This window comes from Acidovorax sp. JHL-9 (assembly GCF_000426205.1).
Taxonomy (GTDB): domain Bacteria; phylum Pseudomonadota; class Gammaproteobacteria; order Burkholderiales; family Burkholderiaceae_C; genus Acidovorax; species Acidovorax soli.
Genome location: NZ_AUEX01000024.1, coordinates 25,405 through 39,780, shown reverse-complemented (window position 1 = coordinate 39,780; position 14,376 = coordinate 25,405). Strand labels below are relative to the sequence as shown.

Annotated in this window: 11 protein-coding genes; all 11 read right to left on the bottom strand. The window is 64.5% G+C overall.

The window, feature by feature from the left end:
- Positions 1 to 149 precede the first annotated feature (149 nt).
- Positions 150 to 932, bottom strand: coding sequence for an amino acid ABC transporter ATP-binding protein (locus K225_RS0114805; protein ID WP_026437131.1), 783 nt, complete (start codon positions 930 to 932; stop codon positions 150 to 152).
- Positions 913 to 1,566 (bottom strand): amino acid ABC transporter permease, encoded by a 654-nt coding sequence (locus tag K225_RS0114800; RefSeq protein WP_026437130.1) that lies wholly within the window; start codon positions 1,564 to 1,566, stop codon positions 913 to 915. The genes K225_RS0114805 and K225_RS0114800 overlap by 20 nt, the downstream gene beginning before the upstream one ends.
- A gap of 176 nt (positions 1,567 to 1,742) precedes the next feature.
- Positions 1,743 to 2,537 carry an amino acid ABC transporter substrate-binding protein gene (locus K225_RS0114795; RefSeq protein WP_026437129.1) on the bottom strand — a complete coding sequence of 265 codons (795 nt, stop codon included), beginning with the start codon at positions 2,535 to 2,537 and terminating at the stop codon, positions 1,743 to 1,745.
- Positions 2,538 to 2,808: 271 nt separating this feature from the next.
- A complete protein-coding gene (locus K225_RS0114790; RefSeq protein WP_026437128.1) occupies positions 2,809 to 4,287 on the bottom strand; it encodes a glutamate synthase subunit beta in 1,479 nt (492 codons plus the stop codon).
- A gap of 48 nt (positions 4,288 to 4,335) precedes the next feature.
- Positions 4,336 to 9,069, bottom strand: a complete 4,734-nt coding sequence (locus K225_RS0114785) for a glutamate synthase-related protein (RefSeq protein ID WP_026437127.1) — start codon at positions 9,067 to 9,069, stop codon at positions 4,336 to 4,338.
- Between the two features lie 176 nt (positions 9,070 to 9,245).
- Entirely contained in the window at positions 9,246 to 9,950 is a 705-nt protein-coding gene (locus tag K225_RS0114780) for a transposase (RefSeq protein WP_026437126.1), read from the bottom strand.
- A 71-nt stretch (positions 9,951 to 10,021) separates the two neighbouring features.
- Positions 10,022 to 10,924 (bottom strand): SAM-dependent methyltransferase, encoded by a 903-nt coding sequence (locus tag K225_RS0114775; RefSeq protein WP_026437125.1) that lies wholly within the window; start codon positions 10,922 to 10,924, stop codon positions 10,022 to 10,024.
- Positions 10,921 to 11,550, bottom strand: a complete 630-nt coding sequence (locus K225_RS0114770) for a DUF1415 domain-containing protein (protein WP_026437124.1) — start codon at positions 11,548 to 11,550, stop codon at positions 10,921 to 10,923. Before K225_RS0114770 ends, K225_RS0114775 begins: the two co-directional genes overlap by 4 nt.
- Before the next feature lie 87 nt (positions 11,551 to 11,637).
- Positions 11,638 to 12,807 carry a deoxyguanosinetriphosphate triphosphohydrolase gene (locus tag K225_RS0114765; RefSeq protein WP_026437123.1) on the bottom strand — a complete coding sequence of 390 codons (1,170 nt, stop codon included), beginning with the start codon at positions 12,805 to 12,807 and terminating at the stop codon, positions 11,638 to 11,640.
- 57 nt (positions 12,808 to 12,864) lie between these two features.
- The gene (aroB, locus tag K225_RS0114760) at positions 12,865 to 14,016 is read right to left on the bottom strand and encodes a 3-dehydroquinate synthase (RefSeq protein ID WP_081679701.1); all 1,152 of its coding nucleotides are present in this window, start codon (positions 14,014 to 14,016) and stop codon (positions 12,865 to 12,867) included.
- Between the two features lie 60 nt (positions 14,017 to 14,076).
- Positions 14,077 to 14,370, bottom strand: coding sequence for a hypothetical protein (locus K225_RS22260; RefSeq protein WP_155885286.1), 294 nt, complete (start codon positions 14,368 to 14,370; stop codon positions 14,077 to 14,079).
- Positions 14,371 to 14,376 lie beyond the last annotated feature (6 nt).

Here is a 14,376-nt window from a genome sequence, read left to right as displayed (position 1 = left end):
TAAAAAATTCGTTGCACGCGCGCCCATCGCGGCCCATCTTGCGGGACCTGGCGCGTGCTGGCGCGGGACAGACCGGGCCAGCAAAAACCACAAAAACGATAGCTACTGTCGCTTACCAGGCAAGGGGAAATTTCCATTCCACACCAAAATCAGAGCATGTGCTGCAAAAACGCCCGCGCCCGCCCATGTCCCGGATCGGCAAAAAACTCCCCCGCCGGCCGCGCTGCCACCAGCTCGCCCTGGTCCATGAAGGCCACCGTGTGGGCCACCTCGCGGGCAAAACCCATCTCGTGGGTGACCACCAGCATGGTCATCTGCTCCTCGGCCAGTTCGCGCATGGTGCGCAGCACCTCACCGGTGAGTTCGGGGTCGAGCGCGGAGGTGGGCTCGTCGAACAGCATGATGTCGGGCTGCATGCACAGGGCGCGCGCAATGGCCACGCGCTGCTTTTGCCCGCCCGACAGGCGCGCAGGGTAGTTGTCGCGCTTCGGGGACAAGCCCACCTTGGCCAGCAGTGCCTCGGCACGGGCGATGGCCGCATCGCGTGCCAGGCCCTGCACCACCATGGGCGCCTCGATGAGATTCTCCAGCACCGTGAGGTGCGGGAACAGGTTGAAGTGCTGGAACACCATGCCGGTCTTGGCGCAGATGCGGCGCAGTTCGGCATCCGGCACATAGGCGCAGCGGCCCTGGGCATCGGTGGTGGCGAGCGCCTCGCCTTCGATGGCGATGTGGCCGCTGTCGATGGTTTCCAGGTGGTTCAGGCAGCGCAAAAAGGTGCTCTTGCCCGAGCCCGAGGGGCCGATGATGGCGACCACCTCGCCGGGCGCTACCCGCAGCGACACGCCGCGCAGCACTTCGTTGTGGCCAAAGCGCTTGCGCACGTCGCGCGCCTCGATCATGGGTGCGGCGTCACTGGTCGTACTTGGCATAGCGTTTCTCCAGGCGCTGGAAACCCCAGGTGAGCAACAGGGTCATGAGCAGGTAAAAGGCCGCGGCCACGATGAAGGGCGTGGTGGTGAAGTCGCGCTGCACGATACCGCGTGCGGCACGCAGCAGGTCGTTCAGGGCCAGCACGTAGATGAGGGACGTGTCCTTGACCAGGGTGATGGTCTCGTTGCTCATGGGCGGCAGGATGCTGCGCACCATCTGCGGCAGCACGATGCGGCGCATGGTCTGGCCGTAGTTCATGCCCAGCACCTTGCCAGCCTCGTACTGGCCCCGGTCCACCGACAGAATGCCGGCGCGGAAAATCTCGGCGAAATAGGCTGCGTAGTTCAGCGCAAAGGCCACCACTGCGGCCGGAAAGTCGGGCAGGCGCACGCCGATCACCGGCACGAAGGGCAGCGCAAAGTAGATGAACAGCATCTGCAGCATGAGCGGCGTGCCACGCATGAGCCAGATGTAGCCATTCACCGCCGCCGACAGCGGCTTGACGTGCGACACCCGCGCCAGCGCCAGCAACAGCCCCAGCGGCACGGCCAGCGCCAGCGTGATGGCGAACAGCTTCAGGGTGACGGTGGCGCCCTGCGCCAGCGGCCCCAGGAGGGAGAGAACGTAGTCCATGCTGTCGCGACAGTTCCGTGTGTGTTTTTATCCTTGGCCGTCGCCACTGGCACGACCCAGGCCAGCGACCGCCGCGCAAGGGCCGCCCGCCGCGCTGGCGGTGTCCCCCTTCCGCATCGCGCAGCGATGCCAGAGAAGGGGGAAGGTGCGAAGCGCCTCAGGGGGTTGTTACACCGTTATTTGATGATGTTCTTGCCGAACCACTGTTCGGCTATTTTCGCTGCAGCACCATCCTGCTTCATGTCGGCCAGGGCCTTGTCCAGCTTGCCGTGCAGTTCGGTGTCGTCCTTGCGCAGGCCCACGCCATATTCCTCGGTGCCGAAGTTGTCATCCAGCACGGCGTAGTCGCCCGGCTTCTTGGCCACGTAGTAGCGGCCCACCACCTCATCGACCACCACGGCTTGCAGGCGGCCGGTGGAGAGGTCCATCAGGGCGGTCACGTTGTCGCCGAAGGTCTTGAATTCCTTGAAGGACTGGAACACAGCGTCTTCCTTCTTGATGGCGTCCACGGCGCTGGAGCCTTCCTGCGCGCCCACCACCTTGCCGGCCAGATCGGCCTTGGACTTGATGGCGGAGTTGGCGGGCACCACGATGATCTGGTGGTTTTCCATGTAGGGCGCGGTGAACGCAATGTTCTGCTTGCGCTCTTCGGTGATGGTCAGGCCGTTCCACAGCGCGTCCACGCGCTTGCCCGACAGCTCGGCCTCCTTGGCGCTCCAGTCGATGGGCTTGAACTCGACTTCCAGGCCCAGGCGCTTGGCGGCCTCCCTGGCCATGTCGATGTCAAAGCCGACCAGTTCGTTTTTCTCGTTGCGAAAACCCATGGGCGGGAAGTTGTCGTCCAGGCCGACGACGATCTTGGTGACAGTGGCCGGCGCCGGTGCGGCAGCGGGCGTGGCGCTCTCCTGCTTGGAGCATCCCGCCAGTACGGCGCCCAAGGTCAGCAAAGCAACAGCAGCAATTTTCTTCATGGTGTAACGATTTTCAAAAAGAACAGACAGGACGGCAACGCCGGACGGGGGCATGCACCACCCACTGGTGGAGTGTCGGATGCCCCGGGAAAACCCTGCATTCTCCCATTGATGCGGATTGCCGGCACCTGGGTCGCCATGCGCCACCCCTGAAATAAGCAGCAAAAGCGCCACCAGTGCCCACTGGGGAAGCGCTTGCAGCTATCAAAAAACAATACAAACACCAACGGCGCCCGCGGGCGCCGTTGGAAAGGTCGGTGCGGTTGCCCGCTCAGCGCGGCAGGTCCGAGTAACCCATCAGAAACTCGTCCACCGCGCGCGCCGCCTGGCGGCCTTCGCGGATGGCCCAGACCACCAGGCTCTGCCCGCGGCGGATGTCACCGGCGGCGAACACCTTGGGCACGTTGGTGGCGTAGCCGCCATCAAACTCGGTGCTGGCGCGGGCATTGCCGCGCGCGTCCTTGTCCACGCCAAAGGCATCGAGCACAGCGGCCACGGGGCTCACGAAGCCCATGGCCAGCAGCACCAGGTCGGCCTGGTAGTGCTTCTCGGTACCCGGGATCTCGACCAGCTTGCCGTCCTTGAACTCGACCTGCACGGTGGTCAGGCTCTTGACCTTGCCCTTTTCGCCCGTGAACTCCTTGGTGGAGATCGCGAACTCGCGCACGCAGCCTTCTTCGTGGCTGGAGCTGGTGCGCAGCTTGAGCGGCCAGTAGGGCCAGGTCAGGGGGCGGTTTTCCACCTCGGGGGGCTGGGGCATCACCTCGAACTGGGTGACGCTGGCCGCGCCGTGGCGGTTGCTGGTGCCCACGCAGTCGCTGCCGGTGTCGCCGCCACCGATCACGATGACATGCTTGCCCGTGGCCACGATCTGGCCCTTGAGCTTGTCGCCCGCGTTGACCTTGTTCTGCTGGGGCAGGAACTCCATGGCGAAGTGGATGCCATCGAGCTCGCGGCCCGGCACGGGCAGGTCGCGCGATTGCTCGGCGCCACCGGTCAGCAGCACGGCGTCGAACTCCTGGTTCAACTGTTCGGGCGTGACGGTTTCCTTGGCCCAGTTGGTGACCTTGGAGTCCTTGCCCAGGCCGTCCTTGGCGGCGCCCACGAACACGCTGGTGCGGATGACCACGCCTTCGGCTTCGAGCTGCTTGACGCGGCGGTCGATGTGCGACTTCTCCATCTTGAAGTCGGGGATGCCGTAGCGCAGCAGGCCGCCCACGCGGTCGTTCTTCTCGAACAGCGTGACGCTGTGGCCTGCGCGGGCCAGCTGCTGGGCGGCGGCCAGGCCTGCAGGGCCGGAGCCTACCACGGCCACCTTCTTGCCCGTCTGGTGCTTGGCGGGGCGCGGCTGCACCCAGCCTTCGGCCCAGGCACGGTCGATGATCGCGTGCTCGATGGACTTGATGCCCACGGCGTCGTCGTTCACGTTGAGCACGCAGGCGGCCTCGCAGGGCGCGGGGCAGATGCGGCCGGTGAACTCGGGGAAGTTGTTGGTGCTGTGCAGCACCTCGATCGCGCTCTTCCAGTCCGCGTGGTACACGAGGTCGTTGAAGTCCGGAATGATGTTGTTCACCGGGCAGCCGTTGTTGCAGAACGGCGTGCCGCAGTCCATGCAGCGCGCGCCCTGCACCTTGGCCTGGCTCTCGTCGAGGCCGATGACGAATTCCTTGTAGTGCTTCAGGCGCTCGGGCACGGGCTTGTAGCCCTCTTCGATGCGCTCGTATTCCATGAAGCCGGTAGTTTTTCCCATGACGATGTCCTTGTCTATGAATGCTGTGCGAAGGGGGATGGCGTCGCCTTACTTGGCGGGAGCCACTTCTTTTTTGGTAGCAGCTACCGATGGTGTAGCGGACTCTTCCAGCACTTTCCGTTCATAAATTTCAGACAAGGCACGCTTGTACTCGGTCGGGAAGACCTTGACGAACTTGCTGCGCGATGCGGCCCAGTTGTCCAGCAGCTCGCGCGCGCGCTTGCTGCCCGTCCAGCGGTTGTGGTCTTCCAGCAGCTTCTTGAGCTGGGCCTCGTCCGTCTGGCCGTTGTGCCAGATGGCGCGGGGAACCGTGGCTTCCTGCTCGGTGGCGGGCAGGATGCGCTCCAGCGTCACCATCGACAGGTTGCAGCGCGTGTCGAACTGGCCATCTTCGTCATAGACGTAGGCCACGCCGCCGCTCATGCCTGCCGCAAAGTTGCGGCCGGTCTTGCCCAGTACCGCCACCGTGCCGCCGGTCATGTACTCGCAGCCATGGTCACCCGTGCCTTCGACGACCGCCGTGGCGCCCGACAGACGCACCGCAAAACGCTCACCGGCCACGCCGCTGAAGAAAGCCTCACCGGTCGTAGCACCGTACATCACGGTGTTGCCCACGATGGTGTTGCGCACCGCCTCGCCCCGGAAGTCGATGCTGGGGCGCACGATGACACGGCCGCCCGACAGGCCCTTGCCGGTGTAGTCGTTGGCATCGCCAATCAGGTACAGCGTGATGCCGCGTGTGAGGAAGGCCCCAAACGACTGGCCGCCCGTGCCTTCGAGCTGGATGCGGATGGTGTCGTCGGGCAGGCCGTCGGGGTGCACGCGGGTGACCGCGCCGGACAGCATCGCGCCCACGGAACGGTTGACGTTGCGCGCCACCTCGATGAACTGCACGCGCTCGCCCTTTTCGATGGCGGGCTGGCTGCGCTCGATGAGCTTGCGGTCCAGCGTGTGCTCGATGTTGTGGTCCTGCACATCCACATGGAAGCGCGGCACATCGGCGGGCACGTTGGGCTGGGCGAACAGGCGGCTGAAGTCCAGGCCGCGTGCCTTCCAGTGTTCCAGGCCCTGGCGCATGTCGAGGAGATCGGTGCGGCCGATCAGGTCGTCGAACTTGCGGATGCCCAGTTGGGCCATGATCTGGCGCACTTCTTCGGCAATGAAGAAGAAGTAGTTGACCACATGCTCGGGCTTGCCCGAGAACTTCTTGCGCAGCTCGGGGTCTTGCGTGGCCACGCCCACGGGGCAGGTGTTGAGGTGGCACTTGCGCATCATGATGCAGCCTTCGACGACCAGCGGTGCCGTGGCGAAGCCGAACTCGTCGGCGCCCAGCAGTGCGCCAATGGCGACGTCGCGGCCGGTCTTCATCTGGCCGTCGGCCTGCACGCGAATGCGACCGCGCAGGCGGTTCAGCACCAGCGTCTGCTGGGTCTCGGCCAGGCCGATTTCCCACGGGCCGCCCGCATGCTTGATGGACGACCAGGGCGACGCGCCCGTGCCGCCGTCATGGCCGGCGATCACCACGTGGTCGCTCTTGCACTTGGCCACGCCGGCCGCGATGGTGCCCACGCCCACTTCGGACACCAGCTTGACGCTGATGCCTGCGTGCGGTGCCACGTTCTTCAGATCGTGGATCAGCTGGGCCAGGTCCTCGATGGAGTAGATGTCGTGGTGCGGCGGGGGCGAGATCAGGCCCACGCCCGGCACGCTGTGGCGCAGCTTGCCGATGTAGTTGGAGACCTTGCCGCCGGGCAGCTGGCCGCCCTCGCCGGGCTTGGCGCCCTGGGCCATCTTGATCTGGATCTGGTCTGCCGACGAGAGGTACTCGGCCGTCACACCGAAGCGGCCCGAGGCCACCTGCTTGATGCGGCTGCGCAGCGAATCGCCGTCCTGCAGGGGCAGATCGACCTCGACGTTCTCGGCGCCGATCACGCTCTTGAGGCTGTCACCCTTCTTGATCGGGATGCCCTTGAGCTCGTTGCGGTAACGCGCTGCGTCTTCACCCCCCTCGCCGGTGTTGCTCTTGCCGCCGATGCGGTTCATGGCCACGGCCAGCGTGGCGTGCGCCTCGGTGGAGATGGAGCCCAGCGACATGGCGCCGGTGGCAAAACGCTTGACGATTTCCTTGGCGGGCTCGACCTCGTCGATCGAAATCGCCTTGGACGGATCGATCTTGAACTCGAACAGGCCGCGCAGCGTCATGTGGCGCTTGCTCTGGTCGTTGATGATCTGGGCGTATTCCTTGTACGTGTTCCAGTTGTTGGCACGGGTGCTGTGCTGCAGCTTGGCAATCGCGTCGGGCGTCCACATGTGGTCTTCGCCCCGGGCACGCCAGGCGTATTCACCACCGGCGTCCAGCATGGTTTCGAGCACCGGGTCGTCACCAAATGCGGCCTTGTGCATGCGGATGGCTTCTTCGGCGATCTCGAACACGCCAATGCCTTCCACGCGGCTGGCAGTGCCGGTGAAGTACTTGCCCACGGTTTCCGTGTTCAGGCCGATGGCCTCGAACAGCTGGGCGCCGCAGTAGCTCATGTAGGTGCTCACGCCCATCTTGGACATGATCTTGGACAGGCCCTTGCCGATCGCCTTGACGTAGTTGTAGATGGCCTTGTCGGCCGACAGGTCGCCGCCCAGGTCCTTGTGCATCTCGGCCAGGGTTTCCATGGCCAGGTAGGGGTGCACGGCCTCGGCGCCGTAGCCCGCCAGCACGGCGAAGTGGTGCACTTCGCGCGCGGTACCCGTTTCGACCACCAGGCCGGCCGTGGTGCGCAGGCCTGCGCCCACCAGATGCTGGTGGATGGCCGACAGCGCCAGCAGCGCGGGGATGGCGACTTGCGTGGCGCTCACGGCGCGGTCGCTGATGATGAGGATGTTGGCGCCGCCCTTGATGGCGTCCACGGCCTGCGCGCACAGCGAGGCCAGCTTGGCTTCCACGCCCTCACGGCCCCAGCTCAGCGGGTAGGTGATGTCGATGGTGGCGCTCTTGAACTTGCCTTGCGTGTACTGCGCGATGTCGCGCAGCTTGGCCATGTCGGCAAAGTCGAGCACGGGCTGGCTCACTTCGAGCCGCATCGGTGGGTTGACCTGGTTGATGTCCAGCAGGTTGGGCTTGGGGCCGATGAAGCTGTTGAGCGACATCACGATCGCTTCGCGGATCGGGTCGATCGGCGGGTTGGTCACCTGCGCGAACAGCTGCTTGAAGTAGTTGTACAGCGGCTTGTTCTTGCCCGAGAGCACGGCCAGCGGGCTGTCGTTGCCCATGGAGCCGATGCCTTCTTCGCCGTTCTTGGCCATGGGCGCCATCAGGAACTTGATGTCTTCCTGCGTGTAGCCGAAGGCCTGCTGGCGGTCGAGCAGGGGCAGGTCTGCGGCCTGGGGCGCAGCCGCCTCGGCACCGGTTTCGATGCTGTCGAGCTTGATGCGCAGGTTCTCGATCCACTGCTTGTAGGGCTTGGTGTTGACGACGTTGGCCTTCAGCTCGTCGTCGTCGATCATGCGGCCCTGCTCCAGGTCGATCAGGAACATCTTGCCGGGCTGCAGGCGCCACTTGCGCACGATCTTGTTCTCGGGCACGGGCAGCACGCCCGATTCGGAACCCATGATGACCAGGTCGTCGTCGGTGATGCAGTAGCGCGAGGGACGCAGGCCGTTGCGGTCCAGCGTGGCACCGATCTGGCGGCCATCGGTGAACACGATGGAGGCCGGGCCGTCCCAGGGCTCGAGCATGGCGGCGTGGTATTCATAGAAGGCGCGGCGGCGCTCGTCCATGGTGGTGTGCTGCTCCCAGGGCTCGGGGATCATCATCATCACGGCCTGGCTGATGGGGTAGCCGGCCATGGTCAGCAGCTCCAGGCAGTTGTCGAACGTGGCGGTGTCGGACTGGTCGGCAAAGCTGATGGGGTAGAGCTTTTGCAGGTCGGCCGCCAGCACGGGCGAGGCCATCACGCCTTCGCGCGCCTTCATCCAGTTGTAGTTGCCCTTGACGGTGTTGATTTCACCGTTGTGCGCCACGTAGCGATAGGGGTGGGCCAGGGGCCACTCGGGGAAGGTGTTGGTGGAGAAACGCTGGTGCACCAGGCCGATGGCCGAAACGCAGCGCTCGTCCGACAAGTCCTTGTAGTACACGCCCACCTGGTCGGCCAGCAGCAGGCCCTTGTAGACCACGGTGCGGCTGGACATGGACGGAACGTAGTATTCCTTGCTGTGCTTGAGCTTGAGGGCCTGGATATTGGCGCTGGCCGTCTTGCGGATCACGTACAGCTTGCGCTCCAGCGCGTCCTGCACGATCACGTCGTTGCCACGGCCGATGAAGACCTGGCGCAGGATGGGCTCCTTCTTGCGCACGGTGGGCGACATGGGCATGTCCATATTCACCGGCACATCGCGCCAGCCCAGCAGCACCTGGCCTTCGGCCTTGATCGCGCGCTCCATCTCCTGCTCGCAGGCCAGGCGGGAGGCATGCTCCTTGGGCAAGAAGATCATGCCCACGCCGTATTCACCAGCGGCGGGCAGCGTGATGCCCTGCTTGGCCATTTCTTCGCGGTACAGCGCGTCGGGGATCTGGATCAGGATGCCGGCGCCGTCGCCCATCAGCGGGTCGGCCCCCACAGCGCCACGGTGGTCGATGTTTTCCAGGATCTTCAGGGCCTGCGTCACGATGTCGTGGCGCTTCACACCCTTGATGTGGGCCACAAACCCGAGGCCGCAGGCGTCGTGTTCGTTGCCCGATGAATACAAACCGTGTTGTTGCAGATGCTGGATCTCGGCAGCCGTGGTCATGGCGCACTCCTCATGTTTTTCGCAGGGACCTCAAGATTAGTGCATTGCAACATATTCAGGCAAGCACAACATTTGGGGTCGGATTCCAATTAATCCTTACGAAAATTGAAATAAATTAAATAAGGGACAAATCAAATTTAATAGCATTTAATACTTATATGTAAAGCACTGAATGCCTAATTGACTGGTAACTTTTTTGTCAGTTTGGGGCGCCCCGGTCTGGTTTTCGCAACTCTGCGGAGAGATTTTTTTTGCAGCTCCGCCACGAAATCCGCATCGCCCAGCGCCCATCCACGCAGCGCCGCATCGGTCAGCGCCGCCTGCTCGCCGCTGCCAATCCCCGCCTGCACCAGCGCGGCGTAAGCTGCCTCGCGTGCAAACGGGGTGTTGCCCAGCGCCCAGTACAAGGCATGCGGCGTGACCAGTTTGTCGATGCGTTGCCCCAGGCAATGGGCATGGCTGGACCAGGGCCAGGCGCCCGGCTGCGCCACCATGCCGGCGCGCACCGGGTTCAGGTCGATATACACCATGCAGGCCAGCAGGTAGCGCTCGCTCTCGATCAGCGTGGAGCGGTAGCGCCCCTCCCACAGCGTGCCGCTGCGCCCATGGCGCTGATTGAAATAGCGCACATAACTGCGCCCCACGGCCTGCATCATCAGCGGCAGCGCCTCGGCGGTGGCGGGTGTGGCCAGCAAGTGGAAGTGGTTGTCCATCAGCACGTAGGCGTGAATGGCCACCGCAAACTTCTGCGCGTTCTCGGCCAGCAGCGCCAGCATGGTCTCGAAATCCTGCCGGTCCACAAAGATCGCCTGGCGGTTGTTGCCACGCTGGATGATGTGGTGCGGATAGCCCGCAAGCGTGAGACGGGGCAAGCGGGCCATGGCGGGCTCCTGAAAATGAGGGAACCGGAATCTTAATGGGAGTCTGACCCCCATTAAAGAGGGGGCACGGATCAGTCTTGTGGCACGGCGATGTCATCCGCTGACAGCCCGAACCGCGCTCCCATCGCCTGCTCCAGACCGAACTCCCGCAGGATGGCGCGCAGCCGCTCCTGGGCGCTGCGCTTTTTCTGGCCGGTATAGCGCGCAATGATCAGCTCGTTTTTCATGCTGTGCTCCCAGCCCACCAGTTCGGTCACCGTGACTTGGTAGCCACTGGCTTCCAGGTGCAGGCAGCGCAGCACATTCGTCACCTGGCTGCCCAGTTCACGCGTGTGCAGCGGGTGGCGCCACAGCTCGGCCAGCGGCGTGCGCGCCAGTTGCAGCGCCTTGCCCTGGCGCAGGCAGGCCGCCATCTCGGCCTGACAGCAGGGCACGAGGACCATGGCACGCGCCTGCTTTTGCAGGCCGAAGGCAATGGCGTCGTCGGTGGCGGTATCGCAGGCGTGCAGCGCGGTCACCACGTCGATGCGTTCGGGCAGCTCCGCCGCACCGGTGGATGCGGCCACCGAAAGATTCAGGAAGGACATGCGCCCGAACCCCAGCCGCTCGGCCAGCGCGCGCGATTTCTCGACCAGCTCGGCACGCCATTCGATGCCATAGATGTGGCCGCGCCCCAGCGCCTTGAAATACAGGTCGTAGAGGATGAAGCCCAGATACGACTTGCCCGCGCCATGGTCGGCCAGCGTGGGGCTGCGCCCGCCCTCCGACAGCTCCTGCAGCAGGGGTTCGATGAAATTGAACAGGTGGTAGACCTGCTTGAGCTTGCGCCGCGAATCCTGGTTCAAGCGCCCTTCGCGCGTGAGGATGTGCAGCTCCTTCAGCAGCTCGATGGACTGCCCCGGGCGCAGCTCGGACAGCTCTGCGCCGGCCGCAGGAACCCTCTTGCCGGCTGTCTTGTGGTGCGCGGCCTTCATGCCAGGTCCTTGGACGTTGGCGATGCGGCAGCCGTCGTGCCCACGCTGGCCCCCACCTCCAGTGCCTGCCAGCCCGGCATGCCCAGCTGCTCCAGCGCTTGCATGTTGCGTTCGTAGATGGCCTCCGCTTCGGGGTAAGCCTGCACCGCCCGGTCGATGCTGTCTTCGCGCAGCAGGTGCAAGGTGGGATACGGCGCGCGGTTGGTGCAGTTGGTGACATCGTCCACGTCCGTTCCGGCAAACTGGAACTGGGGGTGAAAGCTGGCAATCTGCAGGACTCCATCGAGGTCCAACGCCTGGAGAACACCTTCGGCCACGTCGAGGAAATCGTTGAATTCCAGAAAATCCTGCAGGCAGTCCGGCGCCATCAGCAAAGTGGTGTCGCGCACCTCCGCGGGGGTTGCGGCCAGGTCGGCCAGCTCGCGCCGCAAATCCTGCGCCAGTGCTGCGGAATCGGTGGCGGCGCTCACAGCATAGTGAATCTGCCTTTTGGCATGCACGCCCTTGGCAAAGGGACACAGGTTGAGCCCGATCACCGCCCGCTCCAGCCAGCGCACCATGTCCGCCGTCACCAAGTCGGCCCGTTCTGAAGGTGCGGGGGGCGACGCAGGGGCGGCAAGGTTCATGGCAGATCGATTCGGACGGCGACAAAAGGGAGGCCAATTTTACCGGCCCGCTGCCACTGCCCCCGCAGCGGGCGCGCTCTTGGCACGTCAGCCCAGCAGACGCAGACCGGTCAGGCGTTCGTGCTCGCGTGCCGCAAAGCGGTCGGTCATGCCGGCAATGAAATCGGCCACCGCCCGGGCACGGACCGCAGGCTCGCCCGCCATCGCCTGCTGGCTAAAGCGTGGTTTCATCTCCCCGGGCTCGGCCATGTACGCGGCAAACAGCCCGGTCACCACACGTTGCGCCCGCCCGGTGGTCTCCACCACCTGCGGATGGCGGTAGAGGTTCTTGAACAGAAAGCGTTTCAGCTCTGAGGACTGGGCCCGCATGGGGGCGCTGAACCCCACCAGCGCCGGGGCCCGGCGCACATCGGCCACACTGCGTGGCGCGGCATCGGTCAGCGCGGCACGGGTGGCGTCGATCACGTCATACACCTGCGCGCTGAGCATGCGCCGGATGGTCTCATACAGCAGGCGCCGCTCCATCGCTGCGCCCACCAGGTGCGGGTGCTCGGCCTCGGCCACCCGGCGGTAACGCTCAAACAGCGCCACCTCGGCCAATTGGTCCAGCGTGATCAGGCCCGAACGCACGCCGTCGTCGATGTCGTGCGCGTTGTAGGCAATTTCATCGGCCAGGTTGCACAGCTGCGCCTCCAGGCTGGGCTGTTCCTTGCGCAGAAAGCGTCCGCCCACCCCGCCCGGTTCAGCGGCCTCCAGCCGCAGCGCATTGGCCTGCGAGCAATGCTTGAGCACCCCCTCCCGTGTCTCGAAGGTGAGGTTGATGCCGTCGTAGTCGGGATAGCGCTCTTCCAGCCGGTCCACCACCCTGAGGCTCTGCAGGTTGTGCTCGAACCCGCCATGGGCCTGCATGCAGCCGTTGAGCGCATCCTGCCCGGCGTGCCCGAAGGGGGTGTGGCCCAGATCGTGGGCCAGCGAAATGGCCTCGACCAGGTCTTCGTTTATGCACAAGGACCGCGCAATCGAACGCCCCAGTTGCGCCACCTCCAGCGAATGCGTGAGCCGCGTGCGAAACAGGTCACCCTCGTGGTTCAGGAACACCTGGGTCTTGTACACCAGCCGGCGGAATGCCGAGGAGTGCACGATGCGGTCGCGGTCGCGCTGGTAGTCGGTGCGCGTGGGCGCCGGCGCTTCTGCGTGCCTGCGTCCACGGGTGTGCGCGGGATCGCAGGCATAGTGTGCCAAGCCTTGACCGAGCATCAAACAGGCCGCAAGTGGAGGATATTCACTGGCATGCAGGCGCCATTGCCATCGCAATCAAGCACAGCACGCGTCAATCACCTCGCGCACCAGCGCGTCGGGCGCGGCGCGCACGCAGGCCTGGCCCGGCCCGTCGATCAGCACGAAACGGATTTCGCCCGCCTCGGATTTCTTGTCCACGCGCATCAGTTCCAGGTAGCGGCCGGCATTGTCCCCAGCGTCCAGCACCGGCCCGCGCAGGGGTAACCCAGCACGCTGCACCAGCGCTTTCAAGCGTGCCGCAAACGCATCGTCCACCAGACCCAGCCGGCGCGACAGCTCGGCCGCCATCACCATGCCAGCACCCACACCCTCGCCATGCAGCCATGCGCCGTAGCCCATGCCCGCCTCGATGGCGTGGCCAAAGGTGTGGCCAAAGTTCAAAATGGCGCGCAGCCCGGCCTCGCGCTCGTCCTGCCCCACCACCCAGGCCTTGATCTCGCAACTGCGCCGCACGGCATGCGCCAGCGCCTGGCGGTCGCGGGCCAGCAGCGCATCCATGTTGTCTTCCAGCCAGGCCATGAAGTCCATGTCGGCAATCGGCCCGTACTTGATGACCTCGGCCAAACCAGCGCCGAGCTCGCGCGGCGGCAGGGTATCGAGTGTGGCCAGGTCGCACACCACCAACTGCGGCTGGTAGAACGCGCCGATCATGTTCTTGCCCAACGGATGGTTGATGGCCGTCTTCCCCCCCACCGAAGAATCGACCTGTGCCAGCAAGGTGGTGGGCACCTGCACGAAGGGCACACCGCGCATGTAGCTGGCGGCGGCAAAGCCCGTCATGTCGCCGACAACACCGCCGCCCAGGGCGAACAGCACGGTCTTGCGGTCGCAACCATGCTGCAGCAGGGCATCAAAAATCAGGTTCAGGGTCTGCCAGTTTTTGTGCTCCTCACCATCGGGCAGCACCACCAGGTGCACTTGCGCGTACTTCGGCGCCAGTGCGGCGCGCAAGGCATCGCCGTACAACGGAGCTACGGTGGTGTTGCTGACGATGAGGGCAGCGGCAGCGGCAGGCAGCGCGGTATAGGTCGCAGGCGTACCGAGCAGGCCTGGGCCAATCGCGATGGAGTAGCTGCGTTCACCCAAGTCAATGACAACCGCTTCCTGGCTCGGTTTTCGCGCTGCCTCCGACCGAAATACACCTGGCGAAGCAACCGGCGATGTCATGGAAGTGGGATGCAGTGCTGAATTTGGGAGTGTATTGACTGTGGACATGGTCTGGCTAGTTTAGGGCAGGCCAAGCACCGGTCCGGCGGCACATGCCATCGACCCACGGCACAGCCAATGTGACCGACCACGGAAGGCCACAGAAAAACACAGGCCATCGATCCATGCAATCGAGCCCTCCTCTTCTTCGTGACGCCCATCTACCAACCCACCACGACCGCCCATCAACAACCAGCGCAAGATTTTCACGAAAAATTGAGCGTGACGATCCTGAAATAGCGCCGCACGCAGCACGATATGCAGGCCAACCAGACACAGTATCGGGCGGTGGATTCCCTGCAGAACATTTTTCACCTGATG

Excerpts from the sequence above, each read along its gene's own strand:
- K225_RS0114805 (WP_026437131.1), bottom strand. The coding sequence starts at position 932 with ATGCCAAGTACGACCAGTGACGCCGCACCCATGATCGAGGCGCGCGAC.
- K225_RS0114800 (WP_026437130.1), bottom strand. The coding sequence starts at position 1,566 with ATGGACTACGTTCTCTCCCTCCTGGGGCCGCTGGCGCAGGGCGCCACC.
- K225_RS0114795 (WP_026437129.1), bottom strand. The coding sequence starts at position 2,537 with ATGAAGAAAATTGCTGCTGTTGCTTTGCTGACCTTGGGCGCCGTACTG.
- K225_RS0114790 (WP_026437128.1), bottom strand. The coding sequence starts at position 4,287 with ATGGGAAAAACTACCGGCTTCATGGAATACGAGCGCATCGAAGAGGGC.
- K225_RS0114785 (WP_026437127.1), bottom strand. The coding sequence starts at position 9,069 with ATGACCACGGCTGCCGAGATCCAGCATCTGCAACAACACGGTTTGTAT.
- K225_RS0114780 (WP_026437126.1), bottom strand. The coding sequence starts at position 9,950 with ATGGCCCGCTTGCCCCGTCTCACGCTTGCGGGCTATCCGCACCACATC.
- K225_RS0114775 (WP_026437125.1), bottom strand. The coding sequence starts at position 10,924 with ATGAAGGCCGCGCACCACAAGACAGCCGGCAAGAGGGTTCCTGCGGCC.
- K225_RS0114770 (WP_026437124.1), bottom strand. The coding sequence starts at position 11,550 with ATGAACCTTGCCGCCCCTGCGTCGCCCCCCGCACCTTCAGAACGGGCC.
- K225_RS0114765 (WP_026437123.1), bottom strand. The coding sequence starts at position 12,807 with ATGCTCGGTCAAGGCTTGGCACACTATGCCTGCGATCCCGCGCACACC.
- aroB (WP_081679701.1), bottom strand. The coding sequence starts at position 14,016 with ATGACATCGCCGGTTGCTTCGCCAGGTGTATTTCGGTCGGAGGCAGCG.